Origin of the sequence: Aedoeadaptatus urinae, from assembly GCF_900155585.1 — a bacterium.
Lineage (GTDB): Bacteria > Bacillota > Clostridia > Tissierellales > Peptoniphilaceae > Aedoeadaptatus > Aedoeadaptatus urinae.
In genome coordinates, this window is record NZ_LT707418.1 from 499,331 (window position 1) to 521,839 (window position 22,509).

Below are 22,509 nucleotides of genomic sequence, written 5' to 3' on the forward strand. Positions count from 1 at the left end.
TTCGTAGCTGCGACCGTCTTTTCCATATAATTTTAGATTATTATGCAATTTATTATATTAACATGACGTTCCTTAAAAAGCAAGGATTTATTTTCTCTTTCCGATTAAAACTTTTCCGTCCACGGGAACGTAGCGGCTCTTCGCCACTAAAAAGCGTCGACTCTCTTTTCCCTCTTGAGAATAGACGGCGTAGGTGTTGTAGATCGATCCGTTCACCTGCTTTTGCAGAACCTTGATTTCCCCGGGGGCCAGATCCGCGGTGTATGTTTCTTCATTAGATGCCGGCAGGTCCCGCACCTTTTCCGGTACCAGTTGTATGGTGTAGGGCTTTTCTTCACCGGGACCGTAGATGATGCAGCTCAGCTTGCCCTCTTTCGCCGTCGTTTCGATATACACGGGCTTGGTGTAAGGGTTGGCGAAGATAAAATCCTTGTAGCCGTCGCTCACGGCGCAGTCCAAGCCCTCCTTGGCATAGGGCACGGGCTTGGAGTGGTTGAATTTCGTGATCACCTCGAGCCCCGCCCGGGCCACGGCATTATACATAGTGGTGGACACCTGACAGACGCCGCCGCCGATGCCTTCGGTCTCCACGCCGTTTGATACGGTCTTTCCCTTGACGAAGCCGTGGGCCTCGTCGATGCCGCCGATGGTGGAAAGAAAGGAAATTTTTTCTCCCGGCGCCAAGACGATGCGGCGGAAAAACCTCGCGCCCACCTCCACATTGGTGGTGCGGTTTTTGTCCTTCACGTCGTATTCGGTGACGGCTGTGGCCATTTTCGCGTCGATCCCCGCCAGAGCCCGGGCCTCGATGGCGGGCTCTACGGTTTTCGTCTGAATCTCTACGGACCCGTCGATGCCGTGAGACAGATCTACGATGGCGCGGGTCGTGTCGGGCACTTCGCCTTGGTTGCCCGGGCGAATGACGACCTTGTCCCCTTCCATGGCCACGGTGGCGGGCTTCGCCGTGGCATAGAGGACGCCGTCCAGGCTCCTGAGCCTGCGGTTAAGCACGGCTTCATCCACCTCCAGGGGCGTGTGCACGGCTTCCCGCTTAAAAGCTTGGGCCATGCGGCCGATAAAGGGACGGCTCCGGCTTTCCTTTAAGGCATCCTTCGCCGCCTGCTCCCCGTTGACGGAGAGGCCCAGTTGGCCGGCCGTCAAGACGGTGGATTTTTTCTTATGGGTCAGGGTAACGGCCTTTTTTTGAAAATCGCCGCGATGCTTATTTATTTTTTTCTCCGCAGCCTTTACCGTCAGAAAACCTAATCCATTGCCGCAGTAACGGGTCCCCGGACTGATGATGCCGAAGGAGGGCAAAAGGCCCATGCAGATGAAACAGGCCAGGACCACGGCGCCCGCCATGGTGGCCATGCGTTTTCTCTTCTGTTTTTTTAACAGGCGCCGCTTCTTGTGGCGGCGGTATAGGTAGTCTTTCTCCATTAGCTCGATGCTCCTTGTACGTGCAGGCAGAGATCCCTCAGCTCGCATTCTTCGCAGAGAGGCCGTTGGGCCTTACAGATTCTTCTGCCTAAAAAGATTAACAGGTGGTGACCCTTCGACCATTTTTCCTTGGGCCATATAGCCATAAGCTGTTTTTCCGTGCCGTCCACATTTTTGCTTTCGGCGAGGCCCAGGCGATTGGACACGCGAAAGACGTGGGTGTCTACGGCGATGGCGGGAATGCCCAGCACATTGGAGGCCACTACATTGGCGGTCTTTCGCCCGACGCCGGGAAGGGTCATTAAAGCCTCGATGGTAGGGGGAATGTCGCCGCCCCAGGAATCTAAAATAATGCGGGATGCCGCCAAAATGTTTTTCGCCTTATTTCGATAGACGCCGCAGCTTTTTATATAGCCTTCAAGCTCCTCTTGAGACAAGGTTACCATTTTTTCCGGGGTATTATGCTCTTGAAAGAGGACCTTCGTTACTTTATTTACCCGCACGTCCGTGCATTGAGCTGACAAAATCGTGGCGATTAAAAGCTCATAGGGCGTGGTGTAGTCCAACTCCGCCCGGGCATCGGGAAACATTTTTTCCAATCGATCGTAGACTTTTAAGGCGTCTTCCTTCGTTAAAGGCATATTACTTCTTCCTCTCATCAAAATAACGACGTATGTAGGCGGCATTTTTCACCCACTGTTTTTTTCCGCGCCAGGACCCACTGAGGCGGCCGTAGCGTTTTTTAAAGGAGCGGTTCGTCTCCTCCTCCAGCCCCTCTAAGGGAATGTGGTGAACGGGGTCTTGCTCCTCGTAAACCACGTCGATCCCCACGTTCTTCGGGCAGACCATTTGGCACACGTCGCAGCCGTAAATCCAATCGGCCATCACCGCCCGCTCTCCATCCGACAGTTCGCCCCGCTTTTGAGTGATCCAGGAGCGGCAGCGGCCGGGATGCAGCACGCCGCTCATGTCGATGGCATGTCCCGGGCAGGCGTCGACACAGGCTCTGCAATCGCCGCAGCTGTCACGAGAGACGCTGACTTCGCCGCCCTCTATATTCGTAAGCAAAAGACCGATGGCCACATAGCTGCCTAAACGGCAATGAATAAAGCTGCCGTTTCTTCCGATAAAGCCCTTGCCCGTCATGGCGGCGAAGCCCCGCTCGTACAAAGGCCCCGTGTCCACTTGGCGGTGAAATTGAATGCCCGGCTCTGTCTCTCGTAAATAATTTTCCAGGCCGGCCATTTTTTCATTTAAGATCAAGTGGTAATCCCTGTCCCGCGAAAAGCCCGCCAAGCGACCGTAGCCTTCCTTCGGCGCCGGCTCGCGATCGGAAAAGGGCACTTGCTCAAAGGCGACGAAAATAGACTTCACCGAAGGCAGAGACTGCGCCGGATCCATGCGCAGGGCCAAGTCCTCTTCTTCGATGGGTAGCATATCTCCCGCCGCTTTTCTTTTCGCGAAAACAGAAGCCATGGCATCCAGCGAACGGGCCGGCACCAAAGCCAAATCGTGAAAATGCAGGCGGTCTTTGATTCTGTCTACTTCCATCCCAAATCCTTTCTATTGTTGTATAATAATACTATCACACTCTGACAAAGGAGATACTATGATTCAGCGAAAGCTTTTTGAAAAAATAAAGCCTTTTTTTACGCGTGAAAATCCGGGCAAGTGGGATGTGGATCGAAGCCTGATCCTCATCGTCGCCGCCATTACGCTTTTGGGCTTCGTGGCCCTGTCCTCGGCGACTCTGTCCTACGGCAACCGCCCCTTTTTAATGAAGCAGGGCATCGCCACCCTGCTGGGCACGGCCATCGCCTGCGGATTGATGCTGGTGGACTACCGCATCTGGCGAAGCTACTACCCCTTTCTTTACGGCCTCAGCGTCGTCCTCTTGGCGGCGACGCTCCTCTTCGGTCACGGGGACACGACCTGGGGATCCAAGAGCTGGCTCGCCATCGGTCCCATTAACTTTCAGCCGGCGGAATTCGTCAAGATCTTTCTCGTCATCTGCTTCGCCTTCTATTTGGAAGCCCACGGCGACAAAATCAACGAGCCGAAGGAACTGGCCAAGGCCCTCGTCTTCGCCGGATTTCCCGTAGGCCTGATTATGCTTCAGCCGGACTTCGGCACGGCCATGGTCTTTCTCTTTTTCATCGCCGTCATGTTGTTTTTTTCGGACGTGGACTGGAAATATATTTTCGGCGCCATGGGGGCAGGCTTTTTATCTCTGCCCATCCTCTATGCCCGCCTGGACGATTACCAAAAGGACCGGATCCTCGACTTTTTAAAGCCCGACGCCAACACATCGGGCAGCGGCTATCAGGCCTACGAGGGTCGCATCGCCATCGGCGACGGCCGCCTCTTCGGCCGCGGCCTTTACAAGGGGCCCCAAACCCAATTTAATTTTATCCCCACGAAGGAAACGGACTTTATCTTTCCCGTCCTCGTAGAGGAATTGGGCTTTCTCGGCGGCGCCTTTCTCTTGCTCCTATATGCTCTGTTGTTTTATCGGCTCCTGTCATTGACGAAGCTGGCGAAGGACAAGAGCGGTCAGCTGATGATTTTCGGCTTTTTAAGTATTCTCTTCATCCACATTTGGGAGAACATGGGCATGACCTTGGGGCTTATGCCCGTCACCGGCATCCCCCTTCCCTTTATCAGCTACGGCGGCACTTTCCAAATGGTGAACCTGGCCATGATCGGTCTGTGCCTCAGCGTACGCTACCACCGCTCTGCTAAAAAAAGAGAGTATCACCTGCCGAGCTTTCTTTCAGGCGTCGTCGATCGAATCGGCGACTTTCAGGAGCGCCAGTGGAGTAAAGAGCGCTTAAATCGTCGAAAGAGATAAACCGACCGACTTTATTATTTTCGCCGCCCATAAATCTTTTCGAAGGCATATTCTTCTTTTCAGAGAGAAAAACCACGACAAAGTGAATGAAAACGTGGAAATGAAGCACAAATTCAGGTATAATATATTGCTGAGTAAACAAAGGAGGAAATGAATGAACACCATTAAATTAAATTTAGTTAATCGCGAACACACGGGCACGGCCGGCGCGAAGAAGACCAGAGCCGAAGGCTACGTCCCCGGCATCTTCTATGCTCAAGACTCCGAGCCCGTCGCCGTTGCCGCCAAGGCCAACGAATTGGAAAAAGTTGTCGATGAAGCCGGTACATCCGCTTTGGTCGACGTCAATGTCAACGGAAAAGATTACAAGATCCTTTTTAAGGAAATCCAATCCCATCCCTACAAGAATCAACTGATGCACTTCGATGCCTACGGCGTAAACCTGAAAGAAAAAATCAAACTGTCCATCCCCGTCGTATTGGAAGGCCGCGAAGACATTCGCGTCCAACCCTCCGTCTTGTTGCAACTGTTGGAAGAAGTCGAAGTCGAATGCTTGCCCACCAGCCTTCCCTCCGAAGGTGTTGCCAATGTCGCTGATATGCAAATCGGCGATACCTTAACCGTCGCCGACTTAGACGTGGCATCCATCGCCGACATCGAAGTTTTGACGGACCTGGAAGAAGCCGTATGCTCCTTACAAGAGCCTCGTGAAGAATCCGTTGAAGACGAGGAAGAAACAAGCGCCGATGCAGCTGACGTACCCACCGTCGGTGAAACCGAATCGAGCGAAGAAGAAGCTGAAGAAGAATAATCGGACCGCCCTTGCGGTTCATGAAAGAATAAGATCGGATAGCCGGTCTTATTTTTTTGCGCCGTAAATTCCCGAGCATAAAAAAGCGCCGAGGAGATTTTCTCTCATCGACGCATTATTTTTACTTCACTGCAGAGGACGACACCGGCATATCCTTTTCAAAATCCCATTTGTCCTTGGGATCGGCGTAGCGAATGAAAATCGACGCCAGGGCAAAGAGAGCCAGCAGGCCTTGGTACCAGAGGAAGGGAATGATTTCCACGGGAGAGACCGCCGCCGCCCCCAGCTCCTTGGTAAGCCCCGCGGCGATTAGAATTTGTGCGCCGTAGGGAATGATCCCCTGCATGACGCAGGAGAAGGCGTCGAGGAGGGATGCGGAGCGCCTGGGATCCACTTGAAAGTCCCTGGAAATTTCCTTCGCCACAGGCCCGTCAATAATAATGGCCACCGTATTGTTCGCCGTGGCGGCGTCGGTAACCAGAGTCAACAGGGCGATGGAAAATTCCGCCGACTTCACGTCCTTAGCAAAGCCGCTGATCCTTTGCACCAACCATTCGATGCCGCCGTTTTGAGAGACCATGTAGGAAAGGCCACCGGTGAGCATGGACAGGAGGAAGATCTCGAACATGCCGCTGAAGCCCTCAAAGATGTTTTGAGCGAAGCTCATCATGGTGAGCCCGCCGGTAGCTATGCCGATGATCCCGGAAAGGACGATGCCGCTGGTGAGGACCAAAAAGACGTTCATGCCGGCCAATGCGGAAATTAACACGAAGAGATAGGGAATGATCAGGACGAAGCTGTAGCTCAAATCGTCCAGCACCACATGGCCTGTGGGCTTGCCGACAAAGAGAAAGATCACGAAGGTTATGATCGCCGCGGGTAGGGCGATTTTTATATTCGCCCGGAACTTATCTCTCATTTCCACATTCTGCGTCCGCGTCGCGGCAATGGTGGTGTCGGAAATAACGGAAAGGTTGTCGCCGAACATGGCGCCGCCTACCAGGGCACCGATCACCAGTGCCAGGGGCAGATTCCCCTTTTGTGCCACGCCTACAGCAATGGGGCCGACGGCGGAGATGGTGCCCACGGACGTTCCCGTGGAAAGAGAAATAAAGCAGCTGATGAGAAAAATTCCCGAGGTAATGTATTGAACGGGAATCAGAGACAGGGCGAAGTTGACCACGGAGTCCACGCCGCCGGAGGATTTCGACACGGTGGCGAAGGCGCCGGCCAATATGTAAATCAAACACATAATGATGATGTTTTCGTCGCCGCAGCCTCGCACGAAGGTGTTGAACTTGTCGTCGATCGAGCCCTTAAACATGACAAAGGCCAAAATAACGGCGGGAAGAATACACACCGGTGCTGCCACTTGGTAAAAGGCCATTTCCACGCCCATGGCATTTAAAATAAGCCCCGTGGCGAGATATACCAACACGAATAGAATAAAGGGTAAAAGCGCCGCGCCGTTGGCTTTCACATGTACTTTTTCATCTCCCATAACGTCCTCCTCATAGTCTCGATACAAATGATGGTTCTCCCCTTTCGAGGCGAACCGGTTCCTCAAGGTCATTATAGTGGAGCACTTACCCTTTGTAAAGAATGGCCGCACGCCACAAAAAAACTCCCGCATCAAAAGCGGGAGCTTTCATCAGTCGTGTAAAAAGCGGGAGACGCGCTTGTATAAGGCCAAGGTCGCCGCCGAAATAATGAGCCCTTTCACGAGATTGAATGGCACGATGCAATAGATCATCAGATCCCACAAGGTCTTCACCCGAGGCGTCACGGCACGGCCCATGTTTATAATGGCATCCATAGGCATGATTTTTCCGTAAAGGGGAAAGACCACGAAGTAATTGCTTAAGGTCGCCACCACGGTCATGCCCACGACGCCGAGCAAGAGGCCGATGACGGCGCCGCGATAGGTTCTGTGGCGGCTGTAAAATTTCGCCGAGAGGCCGACGAATAAGGCGCCGACGATGAAATTCGACAGCTCTCCGACGCCGCCGGTAGTGGTGCCGCGGACGAAGAAGGTGAGGATGCACTTCACCAGCTCGACGGCGATCCCCGCCACGGGACCCATGGCAAAGCCGCCGATAAGGGCGGGGATGTCGGACAGGTCGATCTTTATAAAGGGCGGTGCGATAAAGGCCAAGGGAAATTCGATGTACATAAATAAAAATGCGATGACGGATAAGAGGGAAAGGCGGGTTAAATTCCTCGTGGAATAGCGCGCCTTTGTCCGCTGGATTTGGTTCATGATTCCTCCTTTGACGGGCAATAAAAAAGCCCGCGTCTGTGGGCATAAACATGAAAAAAATATCTTCTTTCATCCGGACTGTCACCGTCGGTATTGGAATTGCACCAATTCAGTCTTTCGACACGTGGACTTTACCACCGATGAGGAATTTCACCTCGCCCTGAAGATTATGATCTTGTTTCATTTTTATTATACCACGTCCTTAGAGAAATAAAGCATTTTTTAAAAAAGGGTTCAAAAAAAGCCCCGAAGGGCTCTTTTCGCGATTTCGAAAACAGTGCTTACTTACCGACGATCATTTCGGAAAGACGCAGGGGTTCGATGTATTCGTCCCCTTTAAAGACGCGCATGTTACCGCCGGAGACTTCGTCGATTAATACGACTTCGTCGCTGCCTTCCAGACGGCCGAATTCCAATTTAATATCGTACATTTCCAGGCCACGTGCCTTTAAGTCGTCGTAGATGACTTGGGAAATGGAGCGAGTGAGTTCCTTAATGCGGTCGTATTCCCCTTCTTTCATAATGCCCAAAAGAATCAAGGCATCTTCGTTGATCAGGGGATCTTGGCGTTCGTCGTCTTTTAAAGTAAATTCCACGTAACGATTTAAATCGTCGCCTTCATTGGCGTATTTGCCGTAGCGGCGAATGAAGCTACCCGTAGCTTTAAAGCGGCAGATAACCTCCAAGCCCTTGCCGAAAACTTTGGCGGGCTTGATTTCCATGAGACGATTGTCCACGTCGGCGGAAATAAAGTGTGTAGGGATTTTTTCTTCTTCGAATTTTTCAAAGAAGTATTTGGTCATGGCGATGCATGCGCGGCCCGAACCTTCGATGGAAAGGCCTACTTGGTTTTCACCGGGATCGAAGACGCCGTCTTTGCCCGTCACGTCGTCCTTGAAATAAAAGTAAGTCTTACCGTCTTCTTGAAGAATGTTCTTCGTCTTTCCTTCGTAAATAGTTTTCAAAAAAAACCCTCCTGTCATACAAGCAAATCGTACAATTTATTTTACAACAAATGACCGCGGGAAAACAGAGCCTAGGGCATATTTTCCCATAATTTTCACGACAAATTTTCCTTCAAACAAAAAAGCGCCCGCAGGCGCTTCGTTAAATGGCGTGTTTGTTTGAATTGTAAACGATGACGGGCATGCCCATAAAGGCATTTTCGTAAAAAGTCGGTGCCTTGGAGGGCGGCGTGTTGACACAGCCGTGGCTGCCGCCGCCTAAATAAATCCTGCCGCCGTAGCTTCCTCGCCAGTTGGAATCGTGAATACCGCAGCCCGTCCAGTTAAAGGGCATCCAGTACTTCACGAAGCTCTTCCAGGTGTCCCCGGTCAGGTAGCGGTTGCGTTCTTTCGCCCAAATTTCATGGGTGCCGGTGGGCGTGCCGTTTCCGGCGTAGGGATTGCCCGTCACGATCGGCGTATCGATGACAAGATTGCCCTCTTTGTACATCCACATATGTTGACGGGCGATGTCGATTTCGATGTAGCTGTTGCCGATGTCGTTCACATTCCGGCTCTGGGCGCGGCGCTTATACACCGGCTCCATGGTTTGAATTTTCTTGTCATTCAAGGCCGTCATCAGCTGCTCTACGGTCTTGGGACGGTCGATTTGCCAGCCGTAAATACCGCCCTGTACGCGCATCATGGCGCCGCCTGTGGCTTGAAAGTCGCGGGTACCCTTAAAGGTGTCGTACTTTTCCGCGAGCCCCGCCACATAAGCCTTGACCTTTTCCTCGTCGGGCTCCAGACTTCCGTCCTCGGCGGATTTATAGAGATTGATTAGGCTTTCCCCTGCCAAGACCTCTTCCCTGTCGGAGAAATTATAGGTCAGCTTGTATCCTTCAATGGTATTTAAACTGGCCACATGCTTTTTCATGTGATCCAAATCCTCCGCCGGTGTGGGCTTCAGATACAGATCGGCTTTCTTCGCGTCCAATTCTTTGTCCTGCTTATGGAAGGAATCCAACACGGCCTTCTTCAGCTTGAGTCCGTCTAATCGGGTGCCTTCCTTGGCATCGGCAATAGAATAGCCTTCCCCTTCCTTGTAGACGATCATCTCGGGGGTCGGGTCCGTAATGTCTTTGTCCGCCACCATGTGCATGTAGGCTAAAGCATATTCAAGCTTTGCGTCGTCGTAGGTAATGGATGTCTTCACCTTATAATCCTTTTGCATAAAGGCGTAGACGGGCCATGCCCAGGGACTGTATTCTTTTACCTTAAAATCGGGCATGGTTTCGCTGTAGTCGATGGCCGACGCTTTAATGGTGTCGGTCTTGTCGTCCTTGCCCACAACCGTTAAGGCGTAATCCTTCCATGACTTTTTAAAATTTTCCCTTAAATTCGCCTTGGGCTCAAGGGATATATCGGCTCCGTTCACCGACGTTTTCGGCATGTAAACTTGTGTAAACAGAACGCCGCCTATAATGTATACAACAGCCAAGACGCCCAGTACGATGGCCATAATTTTTCCGAATCGATTGCTCAAAGTTGCTCTCCTTTTCTAATCACTCGCTCTATTAGTGTACCATAAAATTTTCTCTGTTCAAGGTGATTTTTCCCTTTCTCTTCATGGGAATGTAGTGTAATCTAACTATAGATACGATTTATTACACGAGGAGGTTGTTATGGACAAGACGCCCCGAACCATTCAGTCCCTTGCCAGGGCCTTTGCAATCTTAGATTGCTTCGATGCCGTGCATCCGAAGCTGAGCCTATCGGAAATTTCCAAATTGGTGAATTTAAATGTCAACACCACCCGCGGGCTGGTCAACACATTGGTTCACTTTCAATACCTAAGCCGCGACGAAGCGGAAAACGACTACCACTTGGGCCTCGCTTTTATTCCCAAGGCCAATTTAGTGGAGGATCAATATTTATTTCACGTCAAAAATAAAATTCAGCCCATGCTCAGAATTTGGGCCAACGCATTTGAACTGAGCGCCCGCTTGAATATGGTGGAGGACGGACAGCTTCTCACCGTGTTTACGGAGGTGCCCGACAACACCCGCTACCTGATCATGACTCGCTCCCGCACGCCCTTTCCCCTCCACGCCACGGCGTCGGGGAAGGCGTACCTGGCAAGCCTGCCGGAGTCGGTGATGGACAATTACATCTTCGAGACGCGACTGGTCGTCTACACGGACAAAACCATTACGGATGCCGCCATGCTGAAGGAGGAAATGACCGCCACGAGAAAAAAAGGCTACGCCTTGGAGATCGGCGAGATCAACGACGGCATCGGCTCCATCGCCATTCCCATTTTCGACAAGCGGAAAGATTGCATCGGCACCATTTCCCTTTCCGGCGCCAACGAAAAGATTTTAGAGGAAGAGGCCGAGGCCTTCACCACGGTTCACGATTTTTTAGAAGAACTGAATCCCCTATGGTAAAGAAAAAGCTATTGCCCATGCGAGGACAATAGCTTTATTTTTATGCGTCGAAGACGGCGGTGACCTCCGCGGGGAAAGCCACGGCGCCTTTGATGTGAAGGACATTGATCATAATCACGGCGCCGGTTGCCGGCACCTGATCTAAATTGGCCATGACCTCCACCTGGTATTTGTTTTCGTTGAGCCAGAAGCGTTGGGCGACCAGGTCCCCCGCCACGGCGGCTTCGGGACCGGCGTCGGTGTTCAAGGTTTCGTGACCGATGGCGGCGATCTTTCGCGTGCGGCTCAAATACTCCAGAGCCGCCACGGACCAGCCCGGCGTCACTTCCACGCCGTCGTGGGTGTTGGTAAAGTCCTCTTGGGAGTAGATGCGCTTGTACCAGCCCGATGAGAAGGCCACAAAGGCGCCTTCCGGAATGGGGCCGTGTTCTGCTTCAAAGGCCAAAATATCGTCCACGGTGACGGCATAGCCCGGCTCCTCCTTCACCTTGTCTTCCAGGTGGATGACGTACAGAGGCAGGTAACGCTCCTTCGGCGAAATGTCCGATAAGAGCTTTCCCCCGGCCATAAAGTGAGCCGGCGCGTCCACGTGGGTGCCGTGGGAGGTTCCCAGGGTGTATTCCCGATTGTCCGAGCCCGTTTCCTCCAAGGTGGTGAGCACGCGCTCGCCCAAGGGATTAAAGGCCTGATAGATGGCCATGTCCTTCGTTACTTCGTGGGTCAGACTCAGCCAAGTCTTTTCTTTTAACGCCTGCAGTAATTCTTGAGTCTTCATGTGATCCCCTTTCTATTTTTTCATTACATCCATTATAGCCTTTCTCTCTTCTTTTCTACAGCCCTCTTTGCGGCATAAAAAAAGAGGCCGAAGCCTCTTTTTCCTACATATTTTTTCCTACATAGCCAGATAGGCCATAAGGGCGTAGTTGATTAAGAATAAAACCGTGGAGCCGATGAGAATCGGGTGTAGCTCTTTGGCCTTACCCTTTAGGATCATGACGACGCAGTAGAAAATAAAACCTGCGGCGATGCCGTTGCTGATGGAGTAGCTGAGGCCCATGAAAATCGATGCGAAGAAAGCCGGTACGGCACATTCCAAATCGGTCCATTCGATTTCTCTAAAGCTGGCGCACATCATAATGCCCACGATAATCAAAACGGGAGCCGTAGCTTGTGCGGGGACCAGTCCCGCCACCGGCGCGATGACGATGGCCAATAAAAACATAATCGCCGTTACCACGGAAGTGAGACCCGTGCGTCCGCCGGCACCGATGCCCGCCGCACTTTCCACATAGGTGGTGGTGTTGCTGGTACCGATAAAGGCGCCGATGACCGTGCCGATGGAGTCGGCGAAGAGGGCCTTATCCAGCTTCGATTTAAAGCCGGAGCTGGTTTGCATATTGCGAATGTCGTCTTCGCTGAATATTCCCGAGCGACGACCGGTGCCGATAAAGGTACCCAATGTGTCGAAGGTGTCGCTAAGGGAGAAGGCGAAGATGGTCATGAGGACCAAGGGGATGCGGCCGGGATCGGAAAAGAGGCCCAGGAGCCCTTCCTTGCCCAGGGCTACGCCGAAGACCGTGGACAGGTCTTGGAAGGAGCTTGCCACGGAAGGACTTTCCGAAAGCTTGGACAGATCCACGACGCCCATGGGGATACCGATAATCGTCGTAGCCAAAATACTGATTAAGATGGCACCCTTTACATTTTTAAGCACCAGGACCACGGTGATCAACAGGCCGATCATGGCGAGAAGCACGCCGGCGTTGTTGAAGGTAACCAGGGCGGGAACGGCGGCGGATGAACCGATAATGGTGCCCCCGTCCAGGGCTTGATAGGTGCCCGGGTCCAGGGTGAAGTTCAAGAGACCGCAGTTTTTAATGCCGATGTAGCCGATAAAGACGCCGATGCCGCCGCTAATGGCGTGCTGCAGCGACTCGGGGATGGCCGTGATAATCATCTTCCGAACTTTCGTCACGGTGATCAACACATTGATGACGCCGCACAAAAAGACCATGCCCAGGGCCTCTTTCCACGTAAAGCCCAAACCGAAGACCACGGTATAGGTGAAAAAGGCGTTTAAGCCCATGCCCGGGGCCAAAGCGTAGGGCACATTGGCAAACAGCCCCATGACCAAGGTGGAGACCACCGATGCGATAATCGTCGCCAGGAACACGGCGCCCCAAGGGATGCCCGTTTGAGAAAGGATTGCGGGATTGACGAAAATAATATAGCTCATGGCAAAGAACGTGGTCAAGCCGGCTAAAATTTCCGTTGAAAAATCCGTCTTGTTCTCTTTCAACTTAAAGAATGACTCCATAGACTTCCTCCTTATGAATATTACGGGATTAGTATATCACGATTTCATCAGACGAACACTTGCTGAATGAAAAACATATACACCGCCGTGCCGAGAATAATGGAGACGATGGATTTTCGCTTCCAAAGGTAGCTGAGGGCGGTGACCAGGGTGGCGACGATTAAGGGCACATATTCCCCCGGCGCCGTAAAGCGCATGGTGCGCAAACAGTAGACGATCAAAAGCCCCATCATGGAATAGGGCAAGAGATTCCCCAAGTCGCCGACGACCTTCGGAAGCTGCTTCTTTCCCGAAAAGAAAAACAGAGGAAAGGTGCGTATGGCGAAGGTTATGGCGATGACGATGGCAATAGCCAGATAAACTTCTCTAGTGGACATATTTCCTCCTGTAAATCAAATCGCCGATTAAAATCAAAACCATGGCGGGAAGAATAAATTTCTTGGGCCCCACCAAGAGCAAAGAGAAGAGCGATGCCGCCACACCCAATATAGCGGGGAAATGGTGATCCGTTCCCTTCCACTGCTCCAAAAAGGCGGTGATGAAAAGGGCGGTCATCATAAAGTCGATGCCCGTGGCGTCGATGGGCAGCAAGGTGCCGATCCATCCTCCGAGCACCGTGGCGCCGACCCAGGTAATAAAATTAATCAGTCCCATGGAAAACATGTCGTCGCCGGTAGCCATGTTTCCGTCCTCGCCGCCGGTGACGTAGAGGGAAAAGGTCTCGTCGCTGGAAAAATGAACTACAGCGATGCGCTTCCACATGGGAAGCTCGGACAAGGGGCCCAATAGGGAGAGTGTATAAAATAAATAGCGCAGGTTAATGGAGACGGCCAAGATGGCGAGCTCCAATACATTGAGCGGATTGGAAAATAAACTGACCATGGCAAATTGCATGGCGCCGGCGTAAATGCCTCCACTCATCAGCCCGCCCACGACATTGGACTCGCCAACGGACTTGATGAGGACGCCAAAGCCGATGGCCATAAAAAAGTAGCTGATCACAATGGGAACCGTGCGCGGAAAATCTTTCTTTAATCCGTTCATAAGACCTCCTGAAGGAGAAAATAAAAAACGCCCCGAAGGGGGCGCTCTTCACTGCTTTACTTTACTTCAACAACAGCTCCGACTTCTTCCAGCTTAGCTTTGATTTCGTCGGCTTCTTCCTTGTTTGCGCCTTCCTTAACGGGCTTCGGTGCGCCGTCAACGAGAGCTTTTGCATCCTTTAAGCCGAGGCCGGTAATGTCTTTAACAACCTTGATGACCTTAACTTTTTCTTGGCCTGCGGATTCGAGAATGACGTCGAATTCGGTTTGTTCTTCAGCGGCTGCGCCTGCTGCTGCACCGGCTGCCGGTGCGCCTGCTGCTGCTACAGCGACGGGAGCTTGAGCGCTTACGCCGAATTCTTCTTCTAATGCGCTAACTAAGTCAGCGAGTTCGATAACGGTTAATTCTTTGATCTCTTCGATAAGAGCGGTTACTTTTTCAGATGCCATAATGTGTATACCTCCAAATTTTGTTTTTGCCTTTAAGCAGATTCTTCTTCTTTCTTTTCACGGATTTGGTTAAGCGCAACGGCCAGACCACGGATGTTTCCGGACAGTACAGTTGCCAATCCTTGAATCGGTGCGTTTAAGCCGCCGAGCAATTGTGCGATAAGAACCTCGCGGCTCGGTAATTTTGCCAATGCTTTAACTTCGTCGACGGATACGACGCGGCCGTCTAAGAGACCGCCTTTCACTTCAAGACGATCGTTGTCTTCGGCAAAATCGTTTAAGATCTTGGCCGGTTGAACGGCATCTTCGATACCGAAGGCGACGACGGTGGGGCCTACGAGTAAATCGTTGGCTGCTTCGTTGCCGGTAGCGTCGAAGGCACGTTTCAGCATGGTGTTTTTGTACACCTTGTAGTCAACGCCGTGTTCGCGCAATTCCTTTCTCAATTTGGTAACCTCTTCTACGGTTAAACCGTGGTTGTTGACCAAAATAATGGATTGGGACTGCTCGATCTTTTCCTTGATTTCGTTAACCAAGTTAATTTTTGATTGGAGTAGCTCTTCTTTCACTGATTCACCTCCTCGTTTTCTACATAAAAAAATCACATTGCAGACACAATGCGAGTACCAAAATCTAATTCAGTCACCTCGGCAGGAAATTAAGGCAAGCCACCTGCTGTCTGCGGTTTCGACCCATTAATAATACCAAAGAAAAGCCCCCGTGTAAAGGGACTTTTCCTAAAAACTTTCTTTTTTTATGATGGACCGGGCGATGCGGTGGGCAGATGCCAGTGCCCAATGAATATTATAGCCGCCGCAATCTCCGTCCACGTCCAAAACCTCGCCGACAGCGTAAAGCCCCGGTGCATGAATCGATTCCAAATCGTCGCTGAAGCCGTCGAGGGCCATGCCGCCGCAAGTGACTTGGGCGAAATCGAAGCCCCGCACGCCGATGACGGGCATGGAGAAGTGAAAGAGCAGATTCAACAGGCGGTCCCGATCGTGCCAAGACAGGCCGTCCGTCATCTCGTCTCCTTTCAGGCCGCATTCCTTTAAAACCACGTGAGGCCATTTGTTGGACAGAATGCCGTCGAGAAAATCTTCGACCTTCATAGGCAGATAGCTGCGCCCTTCGAGAACCTCTCGGTATTCTGTCATTTGATTCAGGTGATTCAGCATGGGAAAGGCGACGGTGTAATTTCCCTCTCTTTCGCCCACGGTGCGAGCCAGATCCAAGACCGGCGGGCCGCTGATGCCGTCTTTGGCGAGAAGGATCTCGCCCTCTTCCTCGGCAATCTTTTCGCCGTCGCGGTAAAGGGCCACGCTACCCTGCACTTTCGTGCCGTTTAAATGTTTTAAGTAGGGGCTGTCGCAAAGCAGGGCGGAAATCCCCGGGAAGGTGCGAGTCTTTTTGTGACCCAGAGCCTTTAGCAGGCCGTAGCCCTTGCCGTCGGAGCCCGATTGAGGCATGGCCATGCCCCCGGCGGCGATGATGACCTTATCGGCCGAAAAAGTACGGCCGCCGCCTTCCAAGGCAAAGCCCTTCTTTGTCCTCGTAACGGCGTCGATGCAGGTGTCCACCACCTCTTCCCCGCCGGCGGCAAAAAAGCGCCGCCTGAGAGCATTTAACACGGTGCGGGCCTGAAGGGTGGCGGGATAGAGCTTGCCACGATCCTCCTCCACGAGATCGATGCCCATGGCCTCGAAAAAGACCCGGCGATCCGCCGCGGAAAAATAGGCGCCAGGATCGAAGGGCAGCTTCCCTTCACTGTGCCAGTGGCACGCGGACAGATCCGCATTGCTCACATTGGCCCGGCCGTTTCCCGTGGCCAGTAATTTTTTTCCCACGCGATTCTTTCGCTCGTAAATCGAAACGTGCATGCCCGCCTCGGCCAGTAAACAGCCCGCGCAAAGGCCGCTGACGCCGCCGCCTACAATGGCGATTTCCATAAAAAAACCCCTTTCTTTTCACCGAGTATAGCACGCAAATATGCTACAATACAAGTTAGAAAAATGTGAAAGGAGCCATCATGAATATTACCGAACGACTGAAAAAATACGTACAGGTTTACACCACCAGCGACGAAAATTCCGACACCTTCCCCTCCACGAAGCGCCAATTCGACTTGGCCCACATCCTCGTGGACGAGCTCAAGGAAATGGGCCTCGCCGATGCCAAGGTAGACGAATACGGCTACGTCACCGCCCATCTTAAAAGCAATGTGGACAAGAATCTGCCCACTTTAGGTCTTCTGGCCCACATGGACACCTCCCCCGCCGCCAAAGGCGAAGGCGTGAAGCCCCAAGTGGTCCACTACGAAGGCGGCGATATCGTCTTAAATAAAGAAAAGAACATCGTCCTCTCCGACAAAGACTTCCCCGCCTTAAACGACGTCCACGGCTTGGATCTCATGGTCACCGACGGCACCACCCTTTTAGGCGCCGACGACAAGGCCGGCATCGCCATTATTATGGACAGCCTAAAGACCATTATCGAAAAGGATCTGCCCCACGGCAATCTGGCCATCGGCTTTACTCCCGACGAAGAAATCGGCTGCGGCGTCGATCACTTCGACGTGAAAGGCTTCGGCGCCGACGTAGCCTTTACCTTGGACGGCTCCCGCCTGGGCGAGGTGCAATACGAATGCTTCCACGCCGTCAGCGGCAAGGTGAATATTCAAGGCGTCAGCGTCCACCCGGGCAGCGCGAAAAATCACATGATCAACGCCATCAGCCTGGGCATGGAGCTGGACGGCATGCTTCCAGAGCAAATGCGTCCCCAATACACGGAAGGCTACGAGGGCTTCTACCATCTGGATCAGTTCCGCGGCAATGTGGAAGAGGCGGAAATGATTTACATCCTCCGCGACTTCGACGCCGATAAGGTCAAGAACATGGGTGAAATTTTCCAAGCCGCCGTGGACTTTATGAACAGAAAATACGGCGAGCACATCACCTTGACTTTGGAAGAAAGCTACCGCAATATGCGGGAAAAAATCGAGCCCCACATGGATCTCATCGACCTCTGCGTCGACGTCATGAAAGAAGAAGGCATCGAGCCCATCGTCGAGCCCATTCGCGGCGGCACCGACGGCAGCAAGCTTTCCTGGATGGGACTGCCCACCCCCAATCTCTTCACCGGCGGCATGAACTTCCACGGTCCCTACGAATACATTCCCATCCAACACATGGAAAAGGGTCGTGACTTCCTCACGAAGCTGATTCAGGAAATGGCGACGAGGGCGTAATGCAGGCCCTTTACGTGGCGGCGGGCGGCGCCTTCGGTGCGACCTTCCGCTTCCTGCTCTCCTATCTCCCCGTATCCGATCGAGGAATGCCCCTTCCCACCTTTCTCGCCAATGTCATCGGCTGCTTTCTCATCGGCATCATCGCCGTGAAAGGCGAAGCCCGGGGATGGGACGAGAATGTAGTGCTGTTTTTGAAGACGGGCTTTTGCGGCGGGCTCACCACCTTCTCCACCTTCAGCGCCGAAACCATGGCCATGGCGCAAAAAGGTCATATGACCACCGCCGTAGTCTATGTCACCGCCACCGTGGCGGCTGGATTTATCGCCCTTTATCTCGGCGGACAGCTGGTAAAATAAAAAACACCTCAGGCTTCGGAGTACTCCTCCTCTGCCTGGGGTGTTTTCTTATGATCGACGTTCCGTTTCCAGCTCAATGATTCGGTCCGCCACAGTTAAAGAAGAGGGCCGGTGACTGACCATAAGCACGGTTTTATCCCCGGCAGTCTTTTTCAAAGAACGCAATATCATGGCTTCGTTTAAACTATCCAGATTCGAGGTAGGCTCATCCAGGAGTAAAAACGGTGCGTCGTGTAAAAAGGCGCGGGCAAGACCCAGACGCTGACGCTCGCCCGATGATAGGCGACTGCCCATTTCGCCGATTCGACTGCCATAGCCTTTCGGCAGGGATAGAATAAAATCGTGGACTGCCGCCCGGCGACATGCCTCTTCTATTTCTTCCTCTGTGGCATCCAATCGTGCCAGGCGCAAATTCGACGCAATGGTGTCGTTAAACAGATAGGTTTCCTGAGTCATAAAGCCTTCCGCCTCACGAAGAGAGGCGGTCTTCACCTTTCGAATATCTTCGTCGCCGATGATAATGCGGCCGCCGCTTACGTCCCAAAAACGCATGAGAAGGCGCAGGATCGTGGATTTTCCGGAGCCGGACTTTCCTCTCAGCCCAAGGATTTCGCCCTTTCTTACCTGAAGGTCCATGGATTTTAGAATCGATGTCTCTTCATAGGAGAAGTCCACCTCCTCCAAGGCGGCACCGGTAAAGGAAACCACCGCCCCTGTTTCAACCTCTTCCACTTTCGGCGCCTCGTCTAAAATATCCAGGACCCGATTGCCGGCGGCGAAGGTGGGTTGTAAGGTGTTGCCTAATGCGGCCAGGGCCAAAGTAGGCCCGTAAGAAGAGAGGATATAGGCCACTGCCGTCAGCAGCATGACGGGATCTTCCGTGCCCCGGTAGTAAATGGCTCCCGCAAGAACCACAAGCCCTAAGTGCAAAAGACTCAGGACCATGCCCGTCAGAGCCATGCCGAAAGCCGTTTCGTCTTTCAGGCGGCCGTTCGCCTCAATGCTTTCGCAACTCATATCGTCTAATTTTTTCAGATAAGCGTCTTCAAAGCGGTACTGCAAGATTTCCCTCAGGCCGCGCAAGCCGTCTAAGACAAAACCGCTTAAACGACCGCCGGCGTTTCTCGCTTGAAGGCCCAAGTCTTTGTTTCGCTTGGACAGGTACATGGGAAGCCCGATGCCCATCACCGAATAACCGAAGGCGGCGTAAAGAGCCAAGAGGGGCTCGATCTTGGCGAGAAAGGCCACGGAGATCAGACAAAAAATCAAGGCGATAGCCGCCGGGGAAATGGTGTGGGCATAAAAGACTTCCAAGAGTTCGATATCGGAAGTAATGAGTGTAATGAGATTGCCTTTGTCCCTTCCCTCTAATTTCGCCGGCGCCAATTTTCTCAAAGAAGCGAATACTTGGCTCCGTATAATGGCGAGAATTTTAAAGGCGATGTGATGATTGCAGAGCTGCTCACCGTAGCGCAAGGGGCCCCGAAGAAAGCCGCAAACAAGAATTACCGCCACAAGAAAGGGACTGCTCCATTCTCCGAAATAGGCGGAGGCCAAGCCGTAAGCTGTCAGGGCTGAAATAGCCGTAGCCGAGAAGAAGCCCAGCACCCCTAAAGTAATGGCCAGGACCATCACCGGTGCCAAGGGCTTAATCATTCCTATGAGACGCCCCATGACGGCTAAGGGTTTACGCATTGACTTCACCTCCTCGGTATTGCTCCAATTCCGCCTGTGTTTGCCACAAGCTGCGGTACATGCCCCCACGTTGAATTAACTCATCGTGGCGGCCTTCTTCCACCAAATGTCCTCCGTCGAGAACCAATAATCGTCCCGCCTCTTTCACATTGGCCAGGCGGTGGCTAATAAATAAAACTAACCGCGTCTCGGCCAAGGCGCGAATTTCACCGACGATCTTTTCTTCGCTCTCTACGTCAATGTTCGACGTGACTTCGTCGAAGATATAAATGGGCGTGTCGTGTAAAAGAGCCATGGCGAGGCTGAGCCGCTGCCGCTGACCGCCGGAAAGATTGCTTCCGCCGCTTTGAATCATTGTATTCAGCCCATCTTCCGCGGCGAAATATTCTTTCAAGTTTACTCGCTCCAAGCTGTCCCACATGGCGGCCACCGTGGCCCGGGGATTGGCCATGGCCAGAAGCTCACGAACACTTCCACCCATTAAATAGCTTTCAGCGCCTAAATAGGTGACGTGATCCAAAAGGCTTTTTTCCTTCGTGTCGGAAAGCTCCACGCCGCAAAAGGCCAGGGAGCCTTCGTAGCCCTTCACCTGCTTCGACAAGACGGCGGCCAAAGTAGATTTCCCCGAGCCGGAAGGACCGACGATGCCCACAAGCTGCGGTCCCTTTATTTCAAAGGACAAGTCGTCCAAGGCATTTTTCTCGCCGTCGTAAGACAAAACAAGGTTGTGCGCCGTTAATTCGTCGGCGGCATCTGCCATCGCCATGTGACCGTCTTCTTCCTCTTCCAATGCCAGAAGGCCAAACATTCTGTCCGCTGCCGCCATGCCGTTCATGGCGATATGAAAAAAGGAACCTAATTGCCGCATGGGCAAAAAGTAATCCGCCGATAAGAGCAAAATAAACAGGGCATCGAAAAAATCCAATCGACCGCTCACACAGGCCTTTAAGCAAACCACCAGGGCAATGGCGGCGCCTCCGTAAGCGACGAAGTCCATGACGATAATGGAATTGAGCTGCATGGTTAAGACCCGCATGGTCTGCACGCGAAAGGCCTCGGCGGATTTTTCCATTTTTCGGTGGCGATAGGCGTCGGTGCCGTAAATTTTTAACGTCGTCAGGCCCTGAAGATTTTCCAAAAACTCGTCCCCTACGTCGGTGTACTCCGTCCAATACTTGGCGAAGGTTTTTTTCGCAAAGGTTTGAATCAAAGCAATAGCCAAGGGAATCATGGGCACGCCGATTAAAAGGACGATGGCCACAGTCCATGACATGGAGCCGATGAGAAAAAACAGAAATACCGGCGCAATCATACTGTAAAAAAACTGAGGCAGATAGGCGGAAAAATAAATCTCCAGCTGATCGATCCCTTCTCCGATGATCTGCACCGCCTCCGCAGAGCGCAGGCGCTCTTTATAATGCACGCCGAAGCACATAAGCTTTTGAAATAGCCTGTTGCGCATCGTTTCCTTTACCGACGCCGACGCCTGATAGGCGAGGTGCACTTCTTTTTTTGCGACGAAAAAACGAATCCCGTAGATTAAAAAGCTGCTCAGAAGAACAAGGGACAGCGGTCTTTGCCATTGATTTTCCGTGAAAAACAAGCGCAGGGCATAGACCAAAAGCCCTGTTGCCAAACTATTGAGAACCAGCAGAATGCACTTAAGCCCCACCACCCGGGCAATGGCTTTTTTCGCTTCGCTGAAATATTGGAGTAATCGTTTATCGATCAATCCCTTCCATCCTTTCTGTCAGATAATAAAAAGAGCCGGCGAAGGCGCCGGCCCCCTTCTACTTTTGAATAATTACTTGGCGATTCGCTGCATTCCAGTCCACCTTGGCGCCGGAGAGCTCGCTGATGGCACGAATAGGCACCATGGTGCGACCGTTTTGAATCATAGCGGCCACGTCGATGGCTGTTTTCTTGCCATTTGCACGCACAATCTTCTTTGATCCGATGGCAAGCTTCATGCTGCTTGCCCCTTCACCTACGGTGACCGTGCGGGTTTTTTGATCCCAACCCACTTTCAGGCCCAGAGCTTCGGAGATAAAGCGTACAGGCACCATGGTGCGACCGTCTTTAATGAAGGCCGGGCTGTCCGTTTTGACTTCCTTGCCGTTGACCAAAATGGTAATGGCATTTTTATTACCTTTGGCCTCGGGAGTTTTTTTCGATTCTGCGGCTTGGATCATTTTTGCTTTGGACCAATCGAAAACGAGGCGCGCCTTTTGTTCCCCGGCTCCGGGTGTACCCCCCTGCATTTGGTCCATGACATCCACCCATACGGCCACGTCTACCATGTTTTCTTTTACTCCGCTTACAAAGCTGAAGCTCTTCGTGTGTTCTCCCTTACCCGCGAGGCCGGTGGCCTCTCTGCGGCCTCCCGTGAGGACAAAGAGATTGGTTAAATTTCCTTGTTGGTTCATAAAATTCAGGGGCTTTACATACACTTTGTAGGTGAACTTGCCACCTTCTTCCTTCACTTCCGCGACGGGGCAAAGGGCCTTATTGGCCATGGATTCCTTTTCACTTGTGGCATGTTTCAATGCCACGGGGACTTCATAAGTTTTGCTCGATTCGGCGCGGGCCACATTGGGTGCCAGTAAGCATACAAGGGCCAGTGCTAAAGATAAAAATTTTTTCAT

Annotated in this window: 22 protein-coding genes, 1 riboswitch and 1 other annotated feature; of the genes, 5 read left to right on the forward strand and 17 right to left on the reverse strand. The window is 52.3% G+C overall.

Annotation, left to right across the window (positions count from 1 at the left end; genetic code table 11):
* Window positions 1-87: 87 nt before the first annotated feature.
* Genes BQ7397_RS07600 through BQ7397_RS07610 form a run of 3 tightly spaced genes read right to left on the reverse strand, consistent with a single transcriptional unit; the run spans window position 88 to window position 2,991 of the window.
* On the reverse strand, window positions 88-1,440 hold the full coding sequence (locus BQ7397_RS07600; RefSeq protein ID WP_077075496.1) for a VanW family protein: 1,353 nt from the start codon (window positions 1,438-1,440) through the stop codon (window positions 88-90).
* The gene (gene nth / locus BQ7397_RS07605) at window positions 1,440-2,081 is read right to left on the reverse strand and encodes an endonuclease III (RefSeq protein WP_144019993.1); all 642 of its coding nucleotides are present in this window, start codon (window positions 2,079-2,081) and stop codon (window positions 1,440-1,442) included. The genes BQ7397_RS07600 and nth overlap by 1 nt, the downstream gene beginning before the upstream one ends.
* Window position 2,082: 1 nt before the next feature.
* Complete coding sequence (locus BQ7397_RS07610; RefSeq protein ID WP_077075498.1) at window positions 2,083-2,991, reverse strand: epoxyqueuosine reductase; 909 nt, start codon at window positions 2,989-2,991, stop codon at window positions 2,083-2,085.
* Window positions 2,992-3,049: 58 nt separating this feature from the next.
* Between BQ7397_RS07610 and rodA the strand changes: the two genes are divergently transcribed.
* Both rodA and BQ7397_RS07620 read left to right on the forward strand, forming a co-directional pair.
* Window positions 3,050-4,291, forward strand: a complete 1,242-nt coding sequence (gene rodA / locus BQ7397_RS07615) for a rod shape-determining protein RodA (RefSeq protein WP_083703466.1) — start codon at window positions 3,050-3,052, stop codon at window positions 4,289-4,291.
* Window positions 4,292-4,445: 154 nt separating this feature from the next.
* On the forward strand, window positions 4,446-5,102 hold the full coding sequence (locus tag BQ7397_RS07620) for a 50S ribosomal protein L25 (RefSeq protein ID WP_077075499.1): 657 nt from the start codon (window positions 4,446-4,448) through the stop codon (window positions 5,100-5,102).
* Window positions 5,103-5,223: 121 nt separating this feature from the next.
* Here the strand turns inward: BQ7397_RS07620 and BQ7397_RS07625 are convergent, their stop codons facing one another.
* The 4 genes from BQ7397_RS07625 to BQ7397_RS07640 all read right to left on the reverse strand — a co-directional run bounded on the left by BQ7397_RS07625 (window position 5,224) and on the right by BQ7397_RS07640 (window position 9,852).
* A complete protein-coding gene (locus BQ7397_RS07625) occupies window positions 5,224-6,603 on the reverse strand; it encodes a Na+/H+ antiporter NhaC family protein (protein WP_077075500.1) in 1,380 nt (459 codons plus the stop codon).
* A 150-nt stretch (window positions 6,604-6,753) separates the two neighbouring features.
* Complete coding sequence (locus BQ7397_RS07630; protein WP_077075501.1) at window positions 6,754-7,362, reverse strand: ECF transporter S component; 609 nt, start codon at window positions 7,360-7,362, stop codon at window positions 6,754-6,756.
* A gap of 57 nt (window positions 7,363-7,419) precedes the next feature.
* Window positions 7,420-7,534: riboswitch (FMN riboswitch) on the reverse strand.
* A gap of 109 nt (window positions 7,535-7,643) precedes the next feature.
* Window positions 7,644-8,327: a phosphoribosylaminoimidazolesuccinocarboxamide synthase gene (locus BQ7397_RS07635; RefSeq protein ID WP_077075502.1), complete on the reverse strand. Its 684-nt coding sequence runs from the start codon at window positions 8,325-8,327 to the stop codon at window positions 7,644-7,646.
* A gap of 142 nt (window positions 8,328-8,469) precedes the next feature.
* Window positions 8,470-9,852 carry a L,D-transpeptidase family protein gene (locus BQ7397_RS07640; RefSeq protein WP_083703468.1) on the reverse strand — a complete coding sequence of 461 codons (1,383 nt, stop codon included), beginning with the start codon at window positions 9,850-9,852 and terminating at the stop codon, window positions 8,470-8,472.
* Between the two features lie 139 nt (window positions 9,853-9,991).
* Between BQ7397_RS07640 and BQ7397_RS07645 the strand changes: the two genes are divergently transcribed.
* Entirely contained in the window at window positions 9,992-10,756 is a 765-nt protein-coding gene (locus BQ7397_RS07645) for an IclR family transcriptional regulator (RefSeq protein ID WP_077075503.1), read from the forward strand.
* A gap of 40 nt (window positions 10,757-10,796) precedes the next feature.
* Here BQ7397_RS07645 and BQ7397_RS07650 read toward each other — a convergent pair whose 3' ends face one another.
* From BQ7397_RS07650 to BQ7397_RS07680, 7 genes are all read right to left on the reverse strand, one after another.
* Window positions 10,797-11,531, reverse strand: a complete 735-nt coding sequence (locus tag BQ7397_RS07650) for a cyclase family protein (protein ID WP_077075504.1) — start codon at window positions 11,529-11,531, stop codon at window positions 10,797-10,799.
* A 117-nt stretch (window positions 11,532-11,648) separates the two neighbouring features.
* A complete protein-coding gene (locus BQ7397_RS07655; RefSeq protein WP_077075505.1) occupies window positions 11,649-13,073 on the reverse strand; it encodes an NCS2 family permease in 1,425 nt (474 codons plus the stop codon).
* A gap of 47 nt (window positions 13,074-13,120) precedes the next feature.
* Window positions 13,121-13,450, reverse strand: a complete 330-nt coding sequence (locus BQ7397_RS07660; protein ID WP_068457196.1) for a branched-chain amino acid transporter permease — start codon at window positions 13,448-13,450, stop codon at window positions 13,121-13,123.
* Entirely contained in the window at window positions 13,440-14,117 is a 678-nt protein-coding gene (locus tag BQ7397_RS07665) for an AzlC family ABC transporter permease (RefSeq protein ID WP_077075506.1), read from the reverse strand. Before BQ7397_RS07665 ends, BQ7397_RS07660 begins: the two co-directional genes overlap by 11 nt.
* Window positions 14,118-14,173: 56 nt before the next feature.
* Entirely contained in the window at window positions 14,174-14,566 is a 393-nt protein-coding gene (gene rplL, locus BQ7397_RS07670) for a 50S ribosomal protein L7/L12 (RefSeq protein ID WP_077075507.1), read from the reverse strand.
* 32 nt (window positions 14,567-14,598) lie between these two features.
* Window positions 14,599-15,135, reverse strand: a complete 537-nt coding sequence (gene rplJ / locus BQ7397_RS07675) for a 50S ribosomal protein L10 (protein WP_077075508.1) — start codon at window positions 15,133-15,135, stop codon at window positions 14,599-14,601.
* A 17-nt stretch (window positions 15,136-15,152) separates the two neighbouring features.
* Window positions 15,153-15,269: a sequence feature (ribosomal protein L10 leader region), on the reverse strand.
* 34 nt (window positions 15,270-15,303) lie between these two features.
* The gene (locus BQ7397_RS07680) at window positions 15,304-16,515 is read right to left on the reverse strand and encodes an aminoacetone oxidase family FAD-binding enzyme (protein WP_077075509.1); all 1,212 of its coding nucleotides are present in this window, start codon (window positions 16,513-16,515) and stop codon (window positions 15,304-15,306) included.
* 80 nt (window positions 16,516-16,595) lie between these two features.
* On the opposite strand from BQ7397_RS07680, the gene pepT reads away from it, so the two are divergent.
* A complete protein-coding gene (gene pepT / locus BQ7397_RS07685; RefSeq protein WP_077075510.1) occupies window positions 16,596-17,813 on the forward strand; it encodes a peptidase T in 1,218 nt (405 codons plus the stop codon).
* On the forward strand, window positions 17,813-18,169 hold the full coding sequence (crcB, locus tag BQ7397_RS07690) for a fluoride efflux transporter CrcB (RefSeq protein ID WP_077075511.1): 357 nt from the start codon (window positions 17,813-17,815) through the stop codon (window positions 18,167-18,169). The genes pepT and crcB overlap by 1 nt, the downstream gene beginning before the upstream one ends.
* A 48-nt stretch (window positions 18,170-18,217) precedes the next feature.
* Here crcB and BQ7397_RS07695 read toward each other — a convergent pair whose 3' ends face one another.
* Genes BQ7397_RS07695 through BQ7397_RS07705 form a run of 3 tightly spaced genes read right to left on the reverse strand, consistent with a single transcriptional unit; the run spans window position 18,218 to window position 22,509 of the window.
* Complete coding sequence (locus BQ7397_RS07695; RefSeq protein WP_200801214.1) at window positions 18,218-19,864, reverse strand: amino acid ABC transporter ATP-binding/permease protein; 1,647 nt, start codon at window positions 19,862-19,864, stop codon at window positions 18,218-18,220.
* Window positions 19,857-21,596, reverse strand: a complete 1,740-nt coding sequence (locus BQ7397_RS07700; protein ID WP_077075512.1) for an ABC transporter ATP-binding protein/permease — start codon at window positions 21,594-21,596, stop codon at window positions 19,857-19,859. The genes BQ7397_RS07695 and BQ7397_RS07700 overlap by 8 nt, the downstream gene beginning before the upstream one ends.
* 58 nt (window positions 21,597-21,654) lie before the next feature.
* Window positions 21,655-22,509: a stalk domain-containing protein gene (locus tag BQ7397_RS07705; protein WP_077075513.1), complete on the reverse strand. Its 855-nt coding sequence runs from the start codon at window positions 22,507-22,509 to the stop codon at window positions 21,655-21,657.

Bases quoted from the DNA above. Each gene is read 5' to 3' on its own strand.
- crcB (WP_077075511.1), top strand. From the start codon at position 17,813: ATGCAGGCCCTTTACGTGGCGGCGGGCGGCGCCTTCGGTGCGACCTTC.
- BQ7397_RS07705 (WP_077075513.1), bottom strand. From the start codon at position 22,509: ATGAAAAAATTTTTATCTTTAGCACTGGCCCTTGTATGCTTACTGGCA.
- BQ7397_RS07610 (WP_077075498.1), bottom strand. From the start codon at position 2,991: ATGGAAGTAGACAGAATCAAAGACCGCCTGCATTTTCACGATTTGGCT.
- BQ7397_RS07655 (WP_077075505.1), bottom strand. From the start codon at position 13,073: ATGGAGTCATTCTTTAAGTTGAAAGAGAACAAGACGGATTTTTCAACG.
- BQ7397_RS07645 (WP_077075503.1), top strand. From the start codon at position 9,992: ATGGACAAGACGCCCCGAACCATTCAGTCCCTTGCCAGGGCCTTTGCA.
- BQ7397_RS07620 (WP_077075499.1), top strand. From the start codon at position 4,446: ATGAACACCATTAAATTAAATTTAGTTAATCGCGAACACACGGGCACG.
- BQ7397_RS07630 (WP_077075501.1), bottom strand. From the start codon at position 7,362: ATGAACCAAATCCAGCGGACAAAGGCGCGCTATTCCACGAGGAATTTA.
- BQ7397_RS07680 (WP_077075509.1), bottom strand. From the start codon at position 16,515: ATGGAAATCGCCATTGTAGGCGGCGGCGTCAGCGGCCTTTGCGCGGGC.
- rplL (WP_077075507.1), bottom strand. From the start codon at position 14,566: ATGGCATCTGAAAAAGTAACCGCTCTTATCGAAGAGATCAAAGAATTA.
- BQ7397_RS07625 (WP_077075500.1), bottom strand. From the start codon at position 6,603: ATGGGAGATGAAAAAGTACATGTGAAAGCCAACGGCGCGGCGCTTTTA.
- BQ7397_RS07650 (WP_077075504.1), bottom strand. From the start codon at position 11,531: ATGAAGACTCAAGAATTACTGCAGGCGTTAAAAGAAAAGACTTGGCTG.
- pepT (WP_077075510.1), top strand. From the start codon at position 16,596: ATGAATATTACCGAACGACTGAAAAAATACGTACAGGTTTACACCACC.
- nth (WP_144019993.1), bottom strand. From the start codon at position 2,081: ATGCCTTTAACGAAGGAAGACGCCTTAAAAGTCTACGATCGATTGGAA.
- rodA (WP_083703466.1), top strand. From the start codon at position 3,050: ATGATTCAGCGAAAGCTTTTTGAAAAAATAAAGCCTTTTTTTACGCGT.
- BQ7397_RS07600 (WP_077075496.1), bottom strand. From the start codon at position 1,440: ATGGAGAAAGACTACCTATACCGCCGCCACAAGAAGCGGCGCCTGTTA.
- BQ7397_RS07660 (WP_068457196.1), bottom strand. From the start codon at position 13,450: ATGTCCACTAGAGAAGTTTATCTGGCTATTGCCATCGTCATCGCCATA.
- BQ7397_RS07695 (WP_200801214.1), bottom strand. From the start codon at position 19,864: ATGCGTAAACCCTTAGCCGTCATGGGGCGTCTCATAGGAATGATTAAG.
- BQ7397_RS07665 (WP_077075506.1), bottom strand. From the start codon at position 14,117: ATGAACGGATTAAAGAAAGATTTTCCGCGCACGGTTCCCATTGTGATC.